The following is a 15,978-nucleotide window of genomic DNA, read 5'->3' as shown; positions in this document are numbered from 1 at the left end:
GCCCACAGCAAGCGCGCGCTTTTTGCGTCGCTTTGACTGTGATTGTTATGTTTTTACCCGCAGTTACACGCATATACTAAATACCACCCATCTTCAATTTTTATGTACGCCTGCTCGTAGGGGTTAACGCTTTCTGCGGCCTCAGTAACTGAAGTGAACAGTGGCTCTAGCTCTTTTTGTGAATAGAAATAGTCCACTTGCTCTGAGTTATAGCTGTTTCCTGAATAATACAGCGTAAAACCACCGATCACGTTTTGACTGATACCTTTTAAATTAGACTCAAGCAATAGTGGGTGGCAGATTTTGGCCTTTTCAGATGTGCTGGATAGCCAAACAATGGGCTCCCCTTCAGTTTCACACTTTGGATATAAACTAAGAAGCATATTCATTGCCTCTTTGTGATGCTGAAAGTTTGACAGTAATTCAGACTCCGAAGGCTTTCCAGAGCACGCTGCAATTAAAAATACAACTGTGAACAGAGCAATTAATTTATTCATACCACCGAGAAACATAACATTTGTATATGAGGCATGCGCGTTTTGTCTTGACGTCATTTTCTTCTTTATTCCAATCCATTTGATTTCTATACCAAATATTCAAAATCTAGAAAATTCTTCACCACAAAGCGTGCATGCGCGTTTTTCGTCTTTTTCCAGGCAATATATTATTCCAACCTTCAATATAACATATTGATTTCACGTCATTATTTCCAAGACGCCCTTCCCAATTCAGCCCGAAATGTCATATCAATACTTTGGGGCGATTACCTCACCCTCAATATACTGTATAAATATACACATTAAATTCAAGAATGAGTATATTATGTCGAGCCAGTTTTTACAGACCGTCAGAGAAGAATCCAGACTGCGGGGTTACAGTTTAAGAACCGAGCAGAGTTACCTCTATTGGCTCAAACAGTTCATTCGCTTTCATCAGTATAAACACCCTAAGGATATGGGTGCTGCCGAAGTTAAAGCTTTTCTATCCTATCTGGCGTCCGAGCGCAAAGTTGCCATAAACACCCAAAAGGTCGCTTTAAACGCGCTTGTATTTATGTATCAAAAAGTTCTCCGAGTAGAGCTTGGAGAATTGGGCTTCACACTCGCCACCAAACAACGTCATTTACCAACGGTTTTAACGGTAGATGAAGTGGCTCGTATCCTGAAAGTGTTGGAAGGACGAAATGCATTAATTATTCAGTTACTTTACGGCAGTGGATTGCGGGTATCAGAGTGTTTGCGATTGCGTTTGCAAGATATCAATTTGCAATCGGGCTCGATTACTGTGAGAGATGGGAAAGCTAAAAAGGATCGTGTGACAATGCTTCCGGCAACGCTTACCGCTTCGCTGAAGGAGCAAATGCGGCTCGCCGCAAAAATTCAAAAGGCTGATGCTCAAAGAGATATCGGATCGGCGTTGCCGGTAGCGTTGATGCGAAAATATCCGAATGCACCTTTCACTCAAGCCTGGGCCTATGTGTTTCCCAGCAGTGTACTGTGTGACCACCCCGACACCGGCTTGCTGTGTCGCTATCACATGGATCAAACGGTAACCCGAAAAGCCTTGAAGCGCGCCGTAGCAGCCGCAAATTTGACCCATAAACGCGTCACCTGCCATACCTTTCGTCATTCCTTCGCAACGGAGCTGTTGCGGGAGGGAAGCGATATTCGCTCTGTGCAGGAGTTGCTGGGCCACAACGATGTGAAAACCACGCAGATCTATACCCATGTGATCGGTAAACATTTTGCCGGGACAAGTAGCCCGCTGGATAAATTACGGTTGAGCCGAGAAGAGCTATAGAGAACTGACCAAATGACCGCCATCAACGGGTAACGCAACCCCCGTCAGAAAGGATCCAGCGCTCTCGCTACATAACAACAAGAGAGGCCCATCCAGCTCCTGCATTTCGCCCAAACGTTTCGCCGGCATCTGCTGTATGTACGCCATACCTTTTTCGGAATTAAAGAAGTCCTGATTAATTTCCGTGCGGATATAACCGGGGCAAAGCGCATTAACGCGAATCCCTTTACCCACTAATTCCAGCGCCATGGACTTAGTAAGCTGTATTACGCCGGCTTTGGAAACGGCATAGGTACTTTCACCAAATCCCTGACGCAATCCAAGGATTGAAGAAATATTTACGATACTACCGCGTCGATTACCTTTCAGCATTCGGCGGCTAACGGCGTTGGCGACGGACCAGGCGCCTTTCAAATTAGTGTCGATGACTTGGTCCCAACTTACTTCATCAACGTTAACAAACAGACGAGAGTCGGCCACACCGGCGTTATTGATAAGAATATCAATCGGTCCCAGGGCAGCTTCGCCTGCTGTGAGGGCGGGGTCTATGGTCGAACTGTCGGCAACGTCCATCGCCGTTGCAGAGGCTCTGCCGCCCTGCCCCTTAATTTCTTCAACCAATTCAGCCAGCCGCTCAACCCGCCGTGCAGCTACGATGACGCTGACTCCATAAGATGACAGCAACCTGGCAAAGTGTTGTCCAAGCCCACTGGACGCACCGGTAACGAGCGCGACCTTACCGCTAAGTTGATAGGGATCTATCATCGTATTTCCCAAGAGTTATTACTCGTCAGTACTCACTAAGACCTAACCTTCGATGAGCGCAGCGCCCATCTGCGCCAGGGGCAAAACTAGCTCACCCATTTGCAAGGCTTTTTCACTAGAGGCATTACCATCCAGAGCACGCCGTTTAACACCTTGCAATATCGCGGCAAACCGGAAAAAGCTGAATGCGAGATAAAAGTTCCAGTGGGGAATCTCGGTTAATCCCATTCGATCACAGTAGCGGGCGACATAGGTCTCCTCGCTGGGAATGCCCAATGATTCTCGATCGATACCGCCCAGTCCAGCCATCACACCATCGTGACTCATCCGTAGCTGCATACATTGATAGGCGAGATCGGCAAAAGGATGTCCCAGTGTGGATAATTCCCAATCCACCAGTGCCAGCACCTTGGCTTCTTGGGGATCAAACATCATATTGTCCAAACGGAAGTCACCGTGGGCGAGTGCGACTCGTCCATCATCGGCAGGCATATTTTCCGGTAACCAGGACATGAGCGTTTCCATTTCCGGAATACTCTCTGTTTCAGAAGCCCGGTATTGTTTGCTCCAGCGTCCGGTTTGACGCTCGAAGTAACTGCCGGGTTTACCGTAATCTCCAAGCCCGACGGCTTCGACGTCCACTGAATGCAGCGCTGCCAGAACACGATTCATTTCATCGTAAATGGCCGCACGCTCTTCCGGTGATGCTTCCGGTAACGCAGGATCCCACATCACCCTTCCATCAATATACTCCATCAAGTAGAACATGCTACCGATGATGCTCTCGTCTTCACACAGGACGTAAGCTTTGGCGACAGGGACATCCGTATCCGCCAGTGCAGACATAACACGAAATTCCCGATCCACTGCGTGGGCAGACTTTAACAGTTCACCCGGCGGCTTACGGCGCAAAACATATTTTCCACTGGCCGCATCTATTAAAAATGTCGGGTTGGATTGTCCACCGGCAAATTTATTCGCCGTCAACGGACCTTGAAAATCTGACAGTTGTGATTCGAGATAACTGGCCAGTGTTTCCGTATCAAAATCAAAGGATGAGGCATTTGTCGACATGAGCCAGTCTCCTGTTACTGTGCGCTGAAACGATCGATAATTTTCTTACCCAAAGCCATTTGATGTACCTGATCCGGCCCATCGGCTTGGCGGCACCAACGCGCGTAATTAAAACCTTCCGCCATGCAGTAGTCCTCGGTCAGTCCACCGGCACCATGCATTTGCATGCAGCGGTCAATCACGTTTTGAATCAACAGAGGAATGGTCGTCTTGGTGGCTGCAATCATATCGACGGACTCTGGTACGCCCTGGGTATCGATTTTATGACAGGTTTTTAGAACCAGCAGGCGCGCCATTTCGATTTCGGAATAACTTTTGGAAATCTCTTCACGAACGGATTGGTGTTTGGCCAAAGGTTTACCAAACGTTGTTCGCTGGGTAACCCGTTGGCAGGCGAGCTCTAACGCACGCTGCCCTGTGCCGATCAGCCTCATACAATGGTGCATGCGTCCTGGCCCCAAGCGACTCTGAGCAATCTCAAAGCCGCGCCCTTCACCGAGCAGAACATTCTCCAAGGGGACTCGCACATTGTCGAACACCAACTCCGCGTGGCCGATGGGCGCATCATCATAGCCAAGAGTTGTTAATGGGCGGACAACGGTAACTCCCGGAGTATTTTTAGGAACCAATACCTGGGTCTGTTGCAGATGACGACTCAGGTTATCGGAATCGCTTTTGCCCATGACGATAAAGATCTTGGTTCTTTCATTCATAGCGCCGGTGATAAACCATTTGCGACCGTTTAATACCCATTCGTCGCCCTCTTTACGAATCTCCATCTGAATATTGGTCGCATCGCTGGAGGCAACCTGGGGTTCGGTCATCGCATAGGAAGAGCGAATATCTCCGGCCAACAACGGCAACAGCCATTCTTTCTTTTGTTTATCTGTGGCGAAGTTCATAAAAACTTCCATATTGCCGGTATCTGGTGCGTTACAGTTGAAGACTTCCGGAGACCAGATAACGCGACCCATGATTTCACAGAGCGGAGCGTATTCAAAAAACGATAAACCACCGTGCTCGCTAAACTCGCCATGCTCTTCGGGGACAAAGAGATTCCACAGCCCTTGAGATTTAGCTTTCTCTTTCAGCTCATCCATCAACGGCATGGGCGCAAAACGATTTTCCGCGAAGTGCAATTGCTCTGCATAGGCTTTTTCATTGGGATAGATGTACTCATCCATAAACGTTTGCAGCTTGCTTTGTAAACGTTTTGATTTGTCACTGAAGTCAAACATGAAGAGGTTCCTCTCTAATACCGAGCACAATCGTTCAGGAAAAAGTGATGTAGTTATGTTTATCCGGTGCCATCAAATGACCGACATCGTTAAAACTATCCAGGGTGAAATTCACCCGGTTATAAAGTAATTTGCTGGTACTGGTATTTTTAATTTGTAAACTGATATCGCAGATTCTGGCAGGCGCTAGCTCCAGTACTTTGCCCAAGATAACGGCGATCGGGCCACCGGAAGTCACCAGTAGAATGCGCTTGGCCGAGGTGTTACAGGCCTCTTCCAACGCTGCTGAGATACGGTGACGAAAGCTTTGCCAGGTGTCGTGACCATCAGAAGTGATAGCACCGCTCATCCATTCGTTCATTGCACGTTTGATATTGTGGAAATAGTCACGCTTGGCGTGGCCTGTCTGCTGAAAAGCGTCTGGATTCTGATCTTTAAGCGCCTCTAGCAAGCCTTGGAAGTCGTACTCATTGAGCCCTTCGTGGATCTCCAGAGACTGATCTGACTGTAGACCTTGTAAAAGTCCTTCTGCGGTTTGCCGGTGACGGACCATGCTGCCCATGACAATGCGATCAAACCCTCTGCTACAGGTATGCAAGTACTCACCAAGCCAACGCGCTTGCTGATGTCCCAGATCGCTAAGATTGTCATAGTTGTCTGCACCAAAAGACGCCTGGCCATGCCGCAGCAGTGTAATCTCCGCCATAGACACTCCTCGCCTCAATAGGCCGGTTGCGTTGTGGTTTATAGGCCCGATTATAGAGCTCGGCCTAAATTACTCTAATTTATTTTAGTGATAGATTATTATTGATTAAATCAATGTGATTGAGAGCTATGCTTTTATGGGACTTGACCGATTTGACCTGAATCTGTTCGTCGTCTTTGATGCGATCTACCGAGAGCGCAGTGTCACCCGTGTCGCTCAACAACTTCACCTTACACAACCTGCGGTCAGCAACGCCCTCAACCGACTTCGCCAGAGCTTCGAGGATCAGCTGTTCGTACGAACACCGGAGGGCATGCTGCCAACGCCCGTCGCCGACAATTTGGTTGGTGATGTTCGCCGAGCCTTGGCGCTATTGAATCGCAGCGTGCTGGCTGGCGCTCGTTTCGATCCGGCAACATCAGAGAAACGCTATCGACTTGCCATGAACGATCTGGCGCAAGCACTGTTGCTTGGGGGAATTTATAAAACCCTAAGGAAACAGGCTCCCGGCGTTACTCTGAGCTGCCACTACCAAGATCGCCAAAGCGCTACCGAAGAGCTCAAAGCGGGCGCTTTGGACCTGCTTATTGATACTCCCCAGGTCAATGCGAAAGAATTCGGCCAGCAAACACTGCTTGAGCTGCCTTACGCCGTTGCCTGTCGTCGAGGACACCCACTGGCAAAAACGTCACCAACACTGGAAGACTATTTACAGGCCGAACATCTGCACGTATCCAGTCGCAAAACCGGGCGCGGACATGCCGATGTTGCCTTGCATGCACGAGGCGAAAAGCGCAATACCGCTGTGCGAATCCAAAGCTACCTGGTCGCCAGTGAACTGGTAAACCACAGTGATCTACTCTGGACCGCGCCTCTCTGGGTTATCCAAAAGACCGGTCTGCACAGCTTTACAGCACCGTTTGCAATAGAACCTTTACAGTTACAACTCTTCTGGAACCGGAACGCTACCGATGACCCGGCTAACCGCTGGCTGAGAGAGATCATCCGCGGTATTGCAATCCAGTAGAACCCAACATCATTTACTCAGCTGCCACTGACCGTCAGCATCCTGGCACACCACCAATTGAGGACTCATCTGCTTGCCAGGGCGAGCGATAATTTCACGACACGTCTGGCCGGATTGCTTGAATTCACGCGACAAGGTCAACGCCTCTTTGTAGCGTCCATCGGCAGATTTCCATTCCACGGTATCGCCCGGTTTACCCTCCACCAACAGATAGTTGATCTGCTCGAGGACTTTCTCTTGCTCAGACTCATCAAGGTGACTGCCTTTGAAGACGGAATCCCGCAGGTTTCTCATAAGGGCGAACGGCATTTTAAAAAGACCGGTGAAGAGTCCGGTAGCGGCGCCCTCTGTGACACGTCGCCCCGCTTCATCCGCATTGGCAACAATCGCGTCAACCCGATCCAGGGTCGGAGGAACACTGGTCCTTACCGCGGCAACTTCGTCGACGACACCGGGAATCACCTCGCGATAGGCGGCCAGCTCTGCTAAGACAGGTGGAATGGCCGCCCGCACGTCTGCCACTTCGTTCAAAATTGCCGGTAACTCCGCCCTCAAGGCTGCGGTTTCTGAAAGCAACGGAGGGATTTGCGATTGCACGCCATCTACGCTCGCCAACACATCGGGCAACTGTTCTTGCAGAACGTCCACTCGTGCCAGAATATCGGGTACACGCCGATCGATTTGATCGATGCGTTCGAGAATCTCTGGCACCTGCTGAGTCACCGCATTAATTTCTGGCTCGATGGTGTCAATGCGCTGAGCGACATTTTCTACCTGCGCGAGCAGTGAGGGTAGATTGCTGACCAGCCGATTGACGACCCAGCCAACGTAAGCAATGGCAGCCGCCAGGCAGACGATCGCTAGCGGCATCATCAGTCGCGGCCAAAGCATATTCTTTGATCTTGCCGTTATGTCATCCATGATGTTCTTCCCCGAACGGGTTTCCGTAACGCAAAGCGCGCAGCGGCTATTGTTTCTCCGAACGCACGGAGAACACAACGACGATTTTATGACAGGACGTAGAATGAGGGTAAAATTCTTGAAGCCGCGATCAAATCGCGGCAATCAACAGCAGTCTAAAAACTGCTGGGGAAACTATCCTGAATCCTGAGAGAGAAATGACCGGAGACGGCTCCGGCCATTAAGACGAACACAGAATGGCGCTTGGATTGTCAAACGCTGAGGGATGCCATATCAATCACAAATCGGTGTGCGACGTCACCAGAAGCCAAGTGTTCAAAGGCGGTATTCACTTCGTCAGCGCGAATCATGCGACACTCTGGATAGATATTGTGCTCGGCACAAAAATCGATAACTTCTTGAGTTTCCCGGATACCTCCGATCAGAGATCCAGCAATACGTCGACGCCCCATAATCAGCGGCGCGGTGAACAATTCATCCATGGGCCCGACCTGCCCAACCAGAGCGAGCGTGCCATCGATATCCAACAGTGGTGTGTAGATATCAAAGTTATGTTTGACAGGCACAGTGTCGAGAATAAAGTCAAACGAGGCTGCGGCCGCAGCCATCGCGTCTTTATCACTGGAGGCGAGAATCCCCTTGGCTCCAAGTGTCTTGGCCTCATCTTCTTTGTTGCTGGTACGGCTGATAACGGTTACCTCTGCCCCCATGGCGACAGCAAGTTTAACCGCCATATGACCAAGACCACCAAGACCGATAACGCCAACCCGTGAACCTTCTTTTACACCGAACGTGCGCAGAGGTGAATAGGTGGTAATACCCGCGCACAAAATGGGCGCCGCACGGGATAAGTCCATAGACTCGGGAATACTCAAAACAAACTCTTCACGAACGACAATATGCTTGGAGTATCCGCCTTGAGTCATCTCGCCGCTGATACGATCTGGCGCGCCATAGGTCTGCGTCATGCCTTCACGACAAAACTGCTCTTCACCGTGGCTGCACTGATCACACGTTTGACAGCTGTCAACCATACATCCAACCGCAACGGCATCACCTACCTTATAACGTTTAACCGAGCTTCCGGTCTCTACGACACGACCGACGATTTCGTGCCCCGGCACCAGCGGATAAGGCACGTCACCCCAGTCGCCGTTCACCGTGTGCAGATCCGAGTGACAAACACCGCTGTACAAAATTTCAATAGCGATATCGTTCTCTCTTATTTCACGGCGTTCGAAATGGTAAGGCACCATATGTGCGTCATTAGAATGAGCTGCATAGCCGATCGTTTTCATGTGTTACCTCGAAATACTTACGTTCAAAATGATGGCAATTAATACGCGCATCAAGCCACAGAGGTGCCACGCATTTCTTGCCTATTTGACGTTAATATTTGCCTATTTTTACAGGCACGCAGGTGAGCACAGGCTGGGCGTAACAAACAGAAAAAAGCCCGGCGGAGGTTACCGCCGGGCAAACGGGAATCGTGAACAACGTCACGGTTGGACAGGAAAAGCAGCGCCATCCCGGCGCGTTTTTAAGTTCCGCGGGCAGCTACCCCCCCGAGTGAACTGCCCACGGAAAAGCGGCGCTACCGATTAAACGGCAGCAGGAATAGCCTTCAACTCGTTCACAACATCAGCCAGCGGCTTCACAGAAGCGATTTTCAGCTGCATATCGCGCAAGTTTGATTCGTGTGCCTGGGCATCACGGTCTCCGACCGCTTCACGGGGAACAATCACTGGATAGTTGTTCTGCATGCCGTCAAGAACGGTTGCGCGCACACAGCCGCTGGTGCTGAGCCCCGTTACGATCAAAGAGTCGGCGCCCACCGCTTCCAACTGCTCTTTCAGGTTGGTTCCAAAAAAAGCACTGGGCCAGAGTTTTTCCACGAGGACTTCGCCTTCTTGAGGCTCCAAACGCGGATCGATTTCAATCCAGGGAGAATCCGGCGTCAACACGTTCACGCTGGGAATTTTTTCCCGGAAGACACTGGCTTCACTGGGGTCGCGGTAGACGACGGTGGTGTAAAAAACCGGGAGCTTGCGCTCCCGGAAAAGCGCTAACAGTGTTTTGTTAGCATCCACTATGGAGTCTGCTTCAGCGCCCAGCACACAGGCTGGATCGGTAAATCCGGGGGTCACATCAACCACAATAATGGCTGGGCGCGAACCCAGGTTAAAATCGTTTGAATCGAGTGTTGCCACAATACGTCTCCTTACTGGGTTATTGACCGATGAACGATGGTGCGACGGGCGGTTGCAGACCGGTATCGGCAAAACAACGCGCCTTCAGCTCTTCCACACTGCCACCAAAATTAAACAGCGGCAGATCTTCTGGACGCTCACTGGCCATGGTTTCGCGCAGGCTGCTGGTTGCGGCCCGATCGACAAAACCATCAGCACCAATCACCACACCATAGCGACGCGCACCCTCAACCGAGACCAGATTGCGGGCGACGTCTTGCTGGACCAATTCGGGATCCCGCTTGAGCGGATCGCCCCATCCGGCACCACCCCAGGTGTTGAAGTAAAGAACATCACCGGCTTTCACTTTTACGTCTTCAATCTTGGCGGGCAAGAATTCTTCGCTGCCGTCGGCGCGAACGAGGCGTTTGGTAGAGCGCATACCGGGATCACCACCGAGAACACCCCAGGGATGGACCAACCAACGGTCATCATGAACACCAATTTCACCGTCACAAAGGAAGCGATACGCCACACTCAAACCGTTACCGCCGCGGTGCAAGCCGGCGCCACCGGAATCGGGAATGGTTTCGTAACGTTCAATGCGAACAGGGAAATAACTTTCGATAAATTCGTTCGGCACGTTAGTGAAGCCCGGCCACAGAGAGTGACCATCCGGTCCATCACCCACCGGACGACCGGGAATACCGCCGAAGCCGATTTGATAGAGCTGAAACCACTCGCCCTTGTCGTCATAACCGGAGTAAAACATGTGCGGGGAATCAGAGAAGCCTGCCGCGTTCAGCAGTTGCTCCGGCGCGCCCATACCCAACAGTGCGCCCAGAACGTCAAAGATACGGCCCAACGCGTGGGTACGACCGGACAGTGCCGCCGGGTAATTGGGCTTTAACAGCGTGCCCTGAGGAATGCGCACATCGACCAGATCGTAGTAACCGTCGTTGAACACAATTTGCGGATCGACAACATTAATGGTGAAGGAGCCGAAGAACATCTTGAACATGTCTTCGTTCAGAAAAAAGTTCACCGAGCTCTGTGCCTGAGGATCTGTACCGTCAAAGTCAAAGATCACCTTTGAACCCTCACGCCACATCTTACAGACAATCTTGTATGGGCCCATACCCATACCGTCATCACACAGATAGTCGACAAACTCGCGAGGCTCTTCAGGCACAAAATTGCGAATAATGTGCTCCATGGCATCGCGGTTGCGCTGCAACATAACGTTCATGGTAGAGAAGAAAACGTCATCACCGAACCGCTCGGCGATTTCAACACAGCGCTTGCTGGCCGTATTACACGCAGCCACCAACGCATTGAGGTCGAAACGGTTCCACTGGGCGGTGCGCACATTGTGCAGAATCAGTTCCAGCACGTCTGATTGCAGCTCACCTTTTTTGTACAGCTTAATGGGTGGAATGCGAATGCCTTCTTGATAGATAGAGGTCGCCTGAATCGGCATGGAACCGGGCACCATGCCGCCGTTATCGGACATGTGACCGAACATCGCGGTCCAAGCCAGATGCCGACCGTCTTTAAATACGGGCACCAACACCAACCAATCCGGTAGATGCGACACTGCCGCATTACACATATAGGGATCGTTGGTCATAATGATGTCGCCCTCTTCAATCTCAGCATCAAACGCCTGCAGGAAAGGGCCAATGAATGAGCCAAACTGACCGACCACCATTTTGCCATCGCGGGTCGCGATCATCGGGAAGCAGTCGCCCTGCTCGCGAATACCCGGAGACATGGCGGTACGGAAGAGGACCGCATCCATTTCTTCCCGCGCATTGCGCAGGGCATTTTCAATCAGATCAACCGTAACGCCGGGCACATCCAGCTCAGCAAACGGTGTGTCATTGGTTTCTTTAATTGTTGCAGCCATAGTCTTAGTCCTGCGCCAATGGGTTGATAAGTAGATTGCCGACCTTGTCGACCGTGGCCGTGTGTTCCGGCAGGACCACCGTGGTGGAATCCATCTCGGTGATAATGGCGGGCCCTGCTACGGTGAAATTCGCTCCCATCTTATTGCGGTCGTAAAGATTGATGTCGTGCCACTCACCGCCGTAGTAGAAGCGAGATTCTCCAATCACACAGTCTTCAATCGATACGGTTTCTTTGTCGAGACTTGCCAGAGCAACCGTTTTACTGCGCGCTTTAACCACCGCACGAATCATCAGGATCTCGTGACCCTCGCTCAGCTTGAAGCTGAACAGCTGCTCATGCTCAGCGTCGAATTGCTCTGTGAGCAACGCGGTGCCCTGTTCACGGAAATCTGCCTCGTTGAAATCGACCGTGATCTGGAATGCCTGACCGGCGTAGCGGATATCCGCCTGGAAAGTCACTTCGTGTTCCGATTCAGGAATGTCGTCGTTGATTAGTACTTCGCCAGCACGCTGTTGCAACTCAAGCAGATCGCTGAGCATCTGTGCATTGTCAACATCGGCAGCCTGAGTGATGTAAGTGCGAGAGGCTTCATCCTGAACCTGAGTAGTGGCGTCACCGTAGGCGCAGAGAACACCGGGTCCCGGCGGTACGATTACCGGCCACGCCTGAGTCAACATACCCAGCGCGTTGGCGTGCAGAGGACCGGCGCCACCAAAACCCACGAGAGAGAAATCACGCGGATCGTAACCCTGCTCGACTGAGACCAGACGCAAGGCTCCGAACATCGCCTCATTCACGATCTCAATGATGCCTTCGGCCGCCTGCATCAAACCGATACCCATGGCATCGGCCACCTTCTGTACCGCTTGAACGGAGGCTTCGCGATTGATTTCCATAGCACCACCCAACTGAGAATCAGACGGCAGGTAACCGAGAACCACGTTGGCATCACATACGGTCGGCTCAACACCGCCTTTCATATAACAGGCGGGGCCAGGCACAGCACCAGCAGACTCTGGTCCCACACGCAGGGCTTTGGTGAGTTCCGGAACGAAGGCGATTGAGCCACCACCGGCACCGACGGTGCGAATATCCACAGAAGGCGCACGTACACGGACGTCGCCCACATACGTTTCGCGACGAACGCTGGCCTTGGCGTTTTGGATGAGAGCAACGTCGGTGGAGGTTCCACCCATGTCAAAGGTCAGGATGTTGTCGAAACCAGCCTGGCTACAGAAATAGATCGCACCGGTCGCACCACCGGCAGGGCCGGACATCAACAAATTCACCGGGGAATCGGACGCCGCACGGGCAGACGCCAAACCGCCATCCGAGCGCAGGATCGACAATTGCAGATCGCTGCCCATGGTCTCTTCCAGGGCTTCCTGCAAATTCTTCACATAGCGAGACACTTCCGGGCGCACGTAGGAGTTAACAACGGTCGTTTCTGTACGCTCATATTCCTGCATTTCTGGCACCACTTCCGCAGAAATCGAAATGGGAATATCCGAGAAAATCTCAGCAGCAATCTCTTTGGCGCGCTGCTCGTTTGCTGGATTAATGTAGGAATTGATAAAGCAGATGGTCAAGGCTTCGATCTCGCCCTTGGCTTTCAGCGTTTCAAGACTGGTGCGCAGTTTTTCCTCATTGAGTGGTGTCACCACCTCACCGTCAGCACCGATGCGCTCTTCGGCACCGATGGTCAGCTCCAGAGGGGCCAACAACGGCTTTTTAATGTAGTGTACCCAGCCACCCAGACCACCCGGGCAGTATGAACGCGCCACTTGCAAGACCTGCTCGTAACCGGACGTTGTCACCAAGCCAAGCTTGGCGCCTTTGCCGGTTAAGACGGCATTGGTTGCAACGGTTGTCCCGTGCATCACCCGCTGAATCTCTTTTGGATTCACACCAGATTCGCGGCAGATTCGCTCTACCCCGTTCAAGACTCCGACCGAAGAATCGTGAGGTGTTGACGGCACCTTCGCCGTAAACTTCTGACCGGTCTCCTCGTTGATCAGCAGGAGATCGGTAAACGTTCCCCCAACATCGACACCCAAACGATAAGCCATTATTTTCTCCAGACTGAAATGGGTTAAAAAAATTCGTTAAGGCAGTTTCCCGATCTTTTTCGCCGGGTGCCCCACCTGCTTTCTCTCTGAGTTTTTTAGACATACCTCACCCCTGCCGCCTTTGGCTCGCCAAAAAGTTTCAGAGGTTTGGAACTGTCTTTCTGCCGGATTCCGGCTTAATTTTTAGGGACGTTTGTCAAATACTTGTACGCCGCCGCAATTTCTTTCATGGGATCAACGGGTTGATCAAACTCCACAAACGCATGCTCAATACCGGCTGCTTCACTCGCAGCCAGGAGTCGCTGGAAGTTTTCCACACCCTGACCAGGAATCACAATCTTGCCTTCCTTGGTGTGATCCTTGAGGTGCACCATGCGGTAACGATCGGGATATTTGTGGAAGTAACTCACCGGATCGACACCGGCATAACTCGCCCACATAAAATCCATTTCCAACATAACGAGATCGGGATCGGTCTCCTGCACCATCATGTCGTACGCCGTTGACCCTTTTAACGGTGCAAATTCATGATTATGGTTATGGAAAGCAAATCCTAAGCCAGCGTCCTTACACAATTTCCCAGCAGTCGTGAACGCCTTAATGTGCTTTTTGACTTCTTCAACGCCGTACTCAGGAACCCAGTTCAACTGCCAGACAATGTATTGCTGCCCTAGCGCTTGGGCTCGGCCGATCGCTTCTGTTACAAACTCTTCCACCCGATCAAAATCGAACGCCTGAGTAAACTTCTTAACAATATTGTCCCAGGATATTTCGCCACGGTTATAGGCCGAGAAGTAAGAATAAAGATCGCCGGGCATCAAATGCTGTGATGGTGATGTAAACCCGTATTGGGTGAGTTTTTCGTGTACCTCTTCAGCAGGCATCCCGAACGCACCAACGGTCTCTACGGAGCGATAACCGATATCAGAAACTTTTTGCAAAGTGCCGTCAAAGTCTTTGTCCAACAACGTCATCACAGTAAACAGCTGGATTCCGGGACGCTTGAAGTATGCTGGCTCAGCAAATACGCTCGGCGCTACCGCCGTTGCGGCCAGAAGCCCGGATACCGATTTCATAAATTGCCTACGTTTCAAAGAAATCTCCTGAGTAAATAATCGTCACTGCACATTTCTGTAACTTTCCCGTCACAGTTTTCTCTCAAATTTTTGGAGGAGCAGTACTTTTTCGTTGTATGAGTTGATGGGGAAGAATGATTTCCCGGTTAGCGCCGTCAGAGTCCAAATGGAAATCCAACATCAGGCGCATGGCTTGTTCGCCAACCTGTGCCGACGAGAGCTCAATCGTCGTCAATGCAGGATTGGTAAACCCGGAAACCCGTATGTTGTCCATACCAATAACGCTGACATCCTGCGGAACCCGCAACCCCTCTTCCGCCAGACAGTGAATGGCACCAATGGCAATTTCATCACTCTCACAGATAAGGGCGGTAAACAGTTCGCCACTGTCAATCAACTCTCTGGCGCCGCTGACACCGGAATCGATAAAATAATCGCCACTGCGCACCAGCGCCTCGTTGACCTCGATTCCCGCGCGTCGCAACCCCAAGCGATAGCCGCTCTGGCGATCCCGACTCATGCGAAGACTGCGAGCACCGGAAATAAAACCGATGTGTTGATGCCCCTGTGCCACCATGTGCGCTACGGCAGTGGCAGTCGCCTCTATGTTGTCGAAACGCACCCGCGGTACCTGGACATCAGCCTCATACTCACACGTCATAACAATGGGCAGCTTGGTGGAATCCTCTGACTCCCGAATGATCGTCGGTGTAGCAACATCGAGTACAATCATGCCATCGGCCTGTTTGCCCGCCACCATGCTGTAGTAACTGTCGAGCAACTCTTGGCGCCCTTCAGTGATTCCCAGCATGATCTTGATGCCATTTTCCCGGGCGACGTTTTCCGCCCCCTGGACCAGACCGGCAACAAAGGAGTTATGCAGATCCGGCACAGCCACAATCACGATATCCGAGCGCTGCTTACGCAAACTGCTCGCCACCAAATTGGTTTTGTAAGAAAGCTTTTTGATTGCCTCATTCACTTTCTTGGCTGTCGCTGGCTTAACCTTCTGGGGTTCGCGCAAGGTTCGTGAAACCGTTGCGATTGAAACCCCTGCCAGCTCTGCAATGTCCTTGATATTTGCCACTACTACTATCCGTCTTGTTGCGATTCCTCAGAAACTCCGGACCTGAGGAGGACGATACCAATGGGAGTCGGGACTGCCACCTCCGCGACGCGGAAGTGGCCAGCTGCTCGTTTTC

Annotated in this window: 14 protein-coding genes; 2 read left to right on the top strand and 12 right to left on the bottom strand. The window is 51.4% G+C overall.

What is annotated here, in order from left to right:
* Window positions 1-53 precede the first annotated feature (53 nt).
* The gene (locus ACXAFR_RS25410; RefSeq protein ID WP_475182494.1) at window positions 54-554 is read right to left on the bottom strand and encodes a hypothetical protein; all 501 of its coding nucleotides are present in this window, start codon (window positions 552-554) and stop codon (window positions 54-56) included.
* 268 nt (window positions 555-822) lie between these two features.
* Here ACXAFR_RS25410 and ACXAFR_RS25405 point away from each other — a divergent pair, with 268 nt between their 5' ends.
* Window positions 823-1,800, top strand: a complete 978-nt coding sequence (locus tag ACXAFR_RS25405; protein ID WP_475182493.1) for an integron integrase — start codon at window positions 823-825, stop codon at window positions 1,798-1,800.
* Here ACXAFR_RS25405 and ACXAFR_RS25400 read toward each other — a convergent pair.
* Genes ACXAFR_RS25400 through ACXAFR_RS25385 form a run of 4 tightly spaced genes read right to left on the bottom strand, consistent with a single transcriptional unit; the run spans window position 1,795 to window position 5,583 of the window.
* The gene (locus tag ACXAFR_RS25400; protein WP_475182490.1) at window positions 1,795-2,565 is read right to left on the bottom strand and encodes an SDR family NAD(P)-dependent oxidoreductase; all 771 of its coding nucleotides are present in this window, start codon (window positions 2,563-2,565) and stop codon (window positions 1,795-1,797) included. The two genes, ACXAFR_RS25405 and ACXAFR_RS25400, sit on opposite strands and share 6 nt — an antisense overlap.
* Window positions 2,566-2,607: 42 nt before the next feature.
* Window positions 2,608-3,639 (bottom strand): phosphotransferase, encoded by a 1,032-nt coding sequence (locus tag ACXAFR_RS25395; RefSeq protein WP_475182488.1) that lies wholly within the window; start codon window positions 3,637-3,639, stop codon window positions 2,608-2,610.
* 14 nt (window positions 3,640-3,653) lie between these two features.
* Window positions 3,654-4,877, bottom strand: a complete 1,224-nt coding sequence (locus ACXAFR_RS25390; RefSeq protein ID WP_475182486.1) for an acyl-CoA dehydrogenase family protein — start codon at window positions 4,875-4,877, stop codon at window positions 3,654-3,656.
* Between the two features lie 34 nt (window positions 4,878-4,911).
* Window positions 4,912-5,583: a histidine phosphatase family protein gene (locus tag ACXAFR_RS25385; RefSeq protein WP_475182485.1), complete on the bottom strand. Its 672-nt coding sequence runs from the start codon at window positions 5,581-5,583 to the stop codon at window positions 4,912-4,914.
* A gap of 136 nt (window positions 5,584-5,719) precedes the next feature.
* Here ACXAFR_RS25385 and ACXAFR_RS25380 point away from each other — a divergent pair, with 136 nt between their 5' ends.
* Entirely contained in the window at window positions 5,720-6,610 is an 891-nt protein-coding gene (locus ACXAFR_RS25380; RefSeq protein ID WP_475182483.1) for a LysR family transcriptional regulator, read from the top strand.
* A gap of 9 nt (window positions 6,611-6,619) precedes the next feature.
* Here ACXAFR_RS25380 and ACXAFR_RS25375 read toward each other — a convergent pair whose 3' ends face one another.
* The 7 genes from ACXAFR_RS25375 to ACXAFR_RS25345 form a co-directional block, all read right to left on the bottom strand.
* Window positions 6,620-7,531, bottom strand: coding sequence for a hypothetical protein (locus ACXAFR_RS25375; protein WP_475182482.1), 912 nt, complete (start codon window positions 7,529-7,531; stop codon window positions 6,620-6,622).
* Window positions 7,532-7,782: 251 nt separating this feature from the next.
* A complete protein-coding gene (locus ACXAFR_RS25370) occupies window positions 7,783-8,829 on the bottom strand; it encodes an NAD(P)-dependent alcohol dehydrogenase (RefSeq protein WP_475182481.1) in 1,047 nt (348 codons plus the stop codon).
* A gap of 303 nt (window positions 8,830-9,132) precedes the next feature.
* Window positions 9,133-9,741 carry an isochorismatase family protein gene (locus ACXAFR_RS25365; RefSeq protein WP_475182479.1) on the bottom strand — a complete coding sequence of 203 codons (609 nt, stop codon included), beginning with the start codon at window positions 9,739-9,741 and terminating at the stop codon, window positions 9,133-9,135.
* 19 nt (window positions 9,742-9,760) lie between these two features.
* Window positions 9,761-11,629 (bottom strand): hydantoinase B/oxoprolinase family protein, encoded by a 1,869-nt coding sequence (locus ACXAFR_RS25360; RefSeq protein WP_475182477.1) that lies wholly within the window; start codon window positions 11,627-11,629, stop codon window positions 9,761-9,763.
* Between the two features lie 4 nt (window positions 11,630-11,633).
* Window positions 11,634-13,700, bottom strand: a complete 2,067-nt coding sequence (locus ACXAFR_RS25355; protein WP_475182476.1) for a hydantoinase/oxoprolinase family protein — start codon at window positions 13,698-13,700, stop codon at window positions 11,634-11,636.
* A 176-nt stretch (window positions 13,701-13,876) separates the two neighbouring features.
* Window positions 13,877-14,794, bottom strand: coding sequence for a sugar phosphate isomerase/epimerase family protein (locus tag ACXAFR_RS25350; protein ID WP_475182474.1), 918 nt, complete (start codon window positions 14,792-14,794; stop codon window positions 13,877-13,879).
* Window positions 14,795-14,858: 64 nt separating this feature from the next.
* Window positions 14,859-15,863: a LacI family DNA-binding transcriptional regulator gene (locus ACXAFR_RS25345; protein ID WP_475182472.1), complete on the bottom strand. Its 1,005-nt coding sequence runs from the start codon at window positions 15,861-15,863 to the stop codon at window positions 14,859-14,861.
* Window positions 15,864-15,978 lie beyond the last annotated feature (115 nt).

The organism is Pseudomaricurvus sp. ABR4_320 (genome assembly GCF_056159445.1).
The sequence above is the reverse complement of the archived record's forward strand: the minus strand, read 5'-3'. Positions and strand labels throughout refer to the sequence as shown.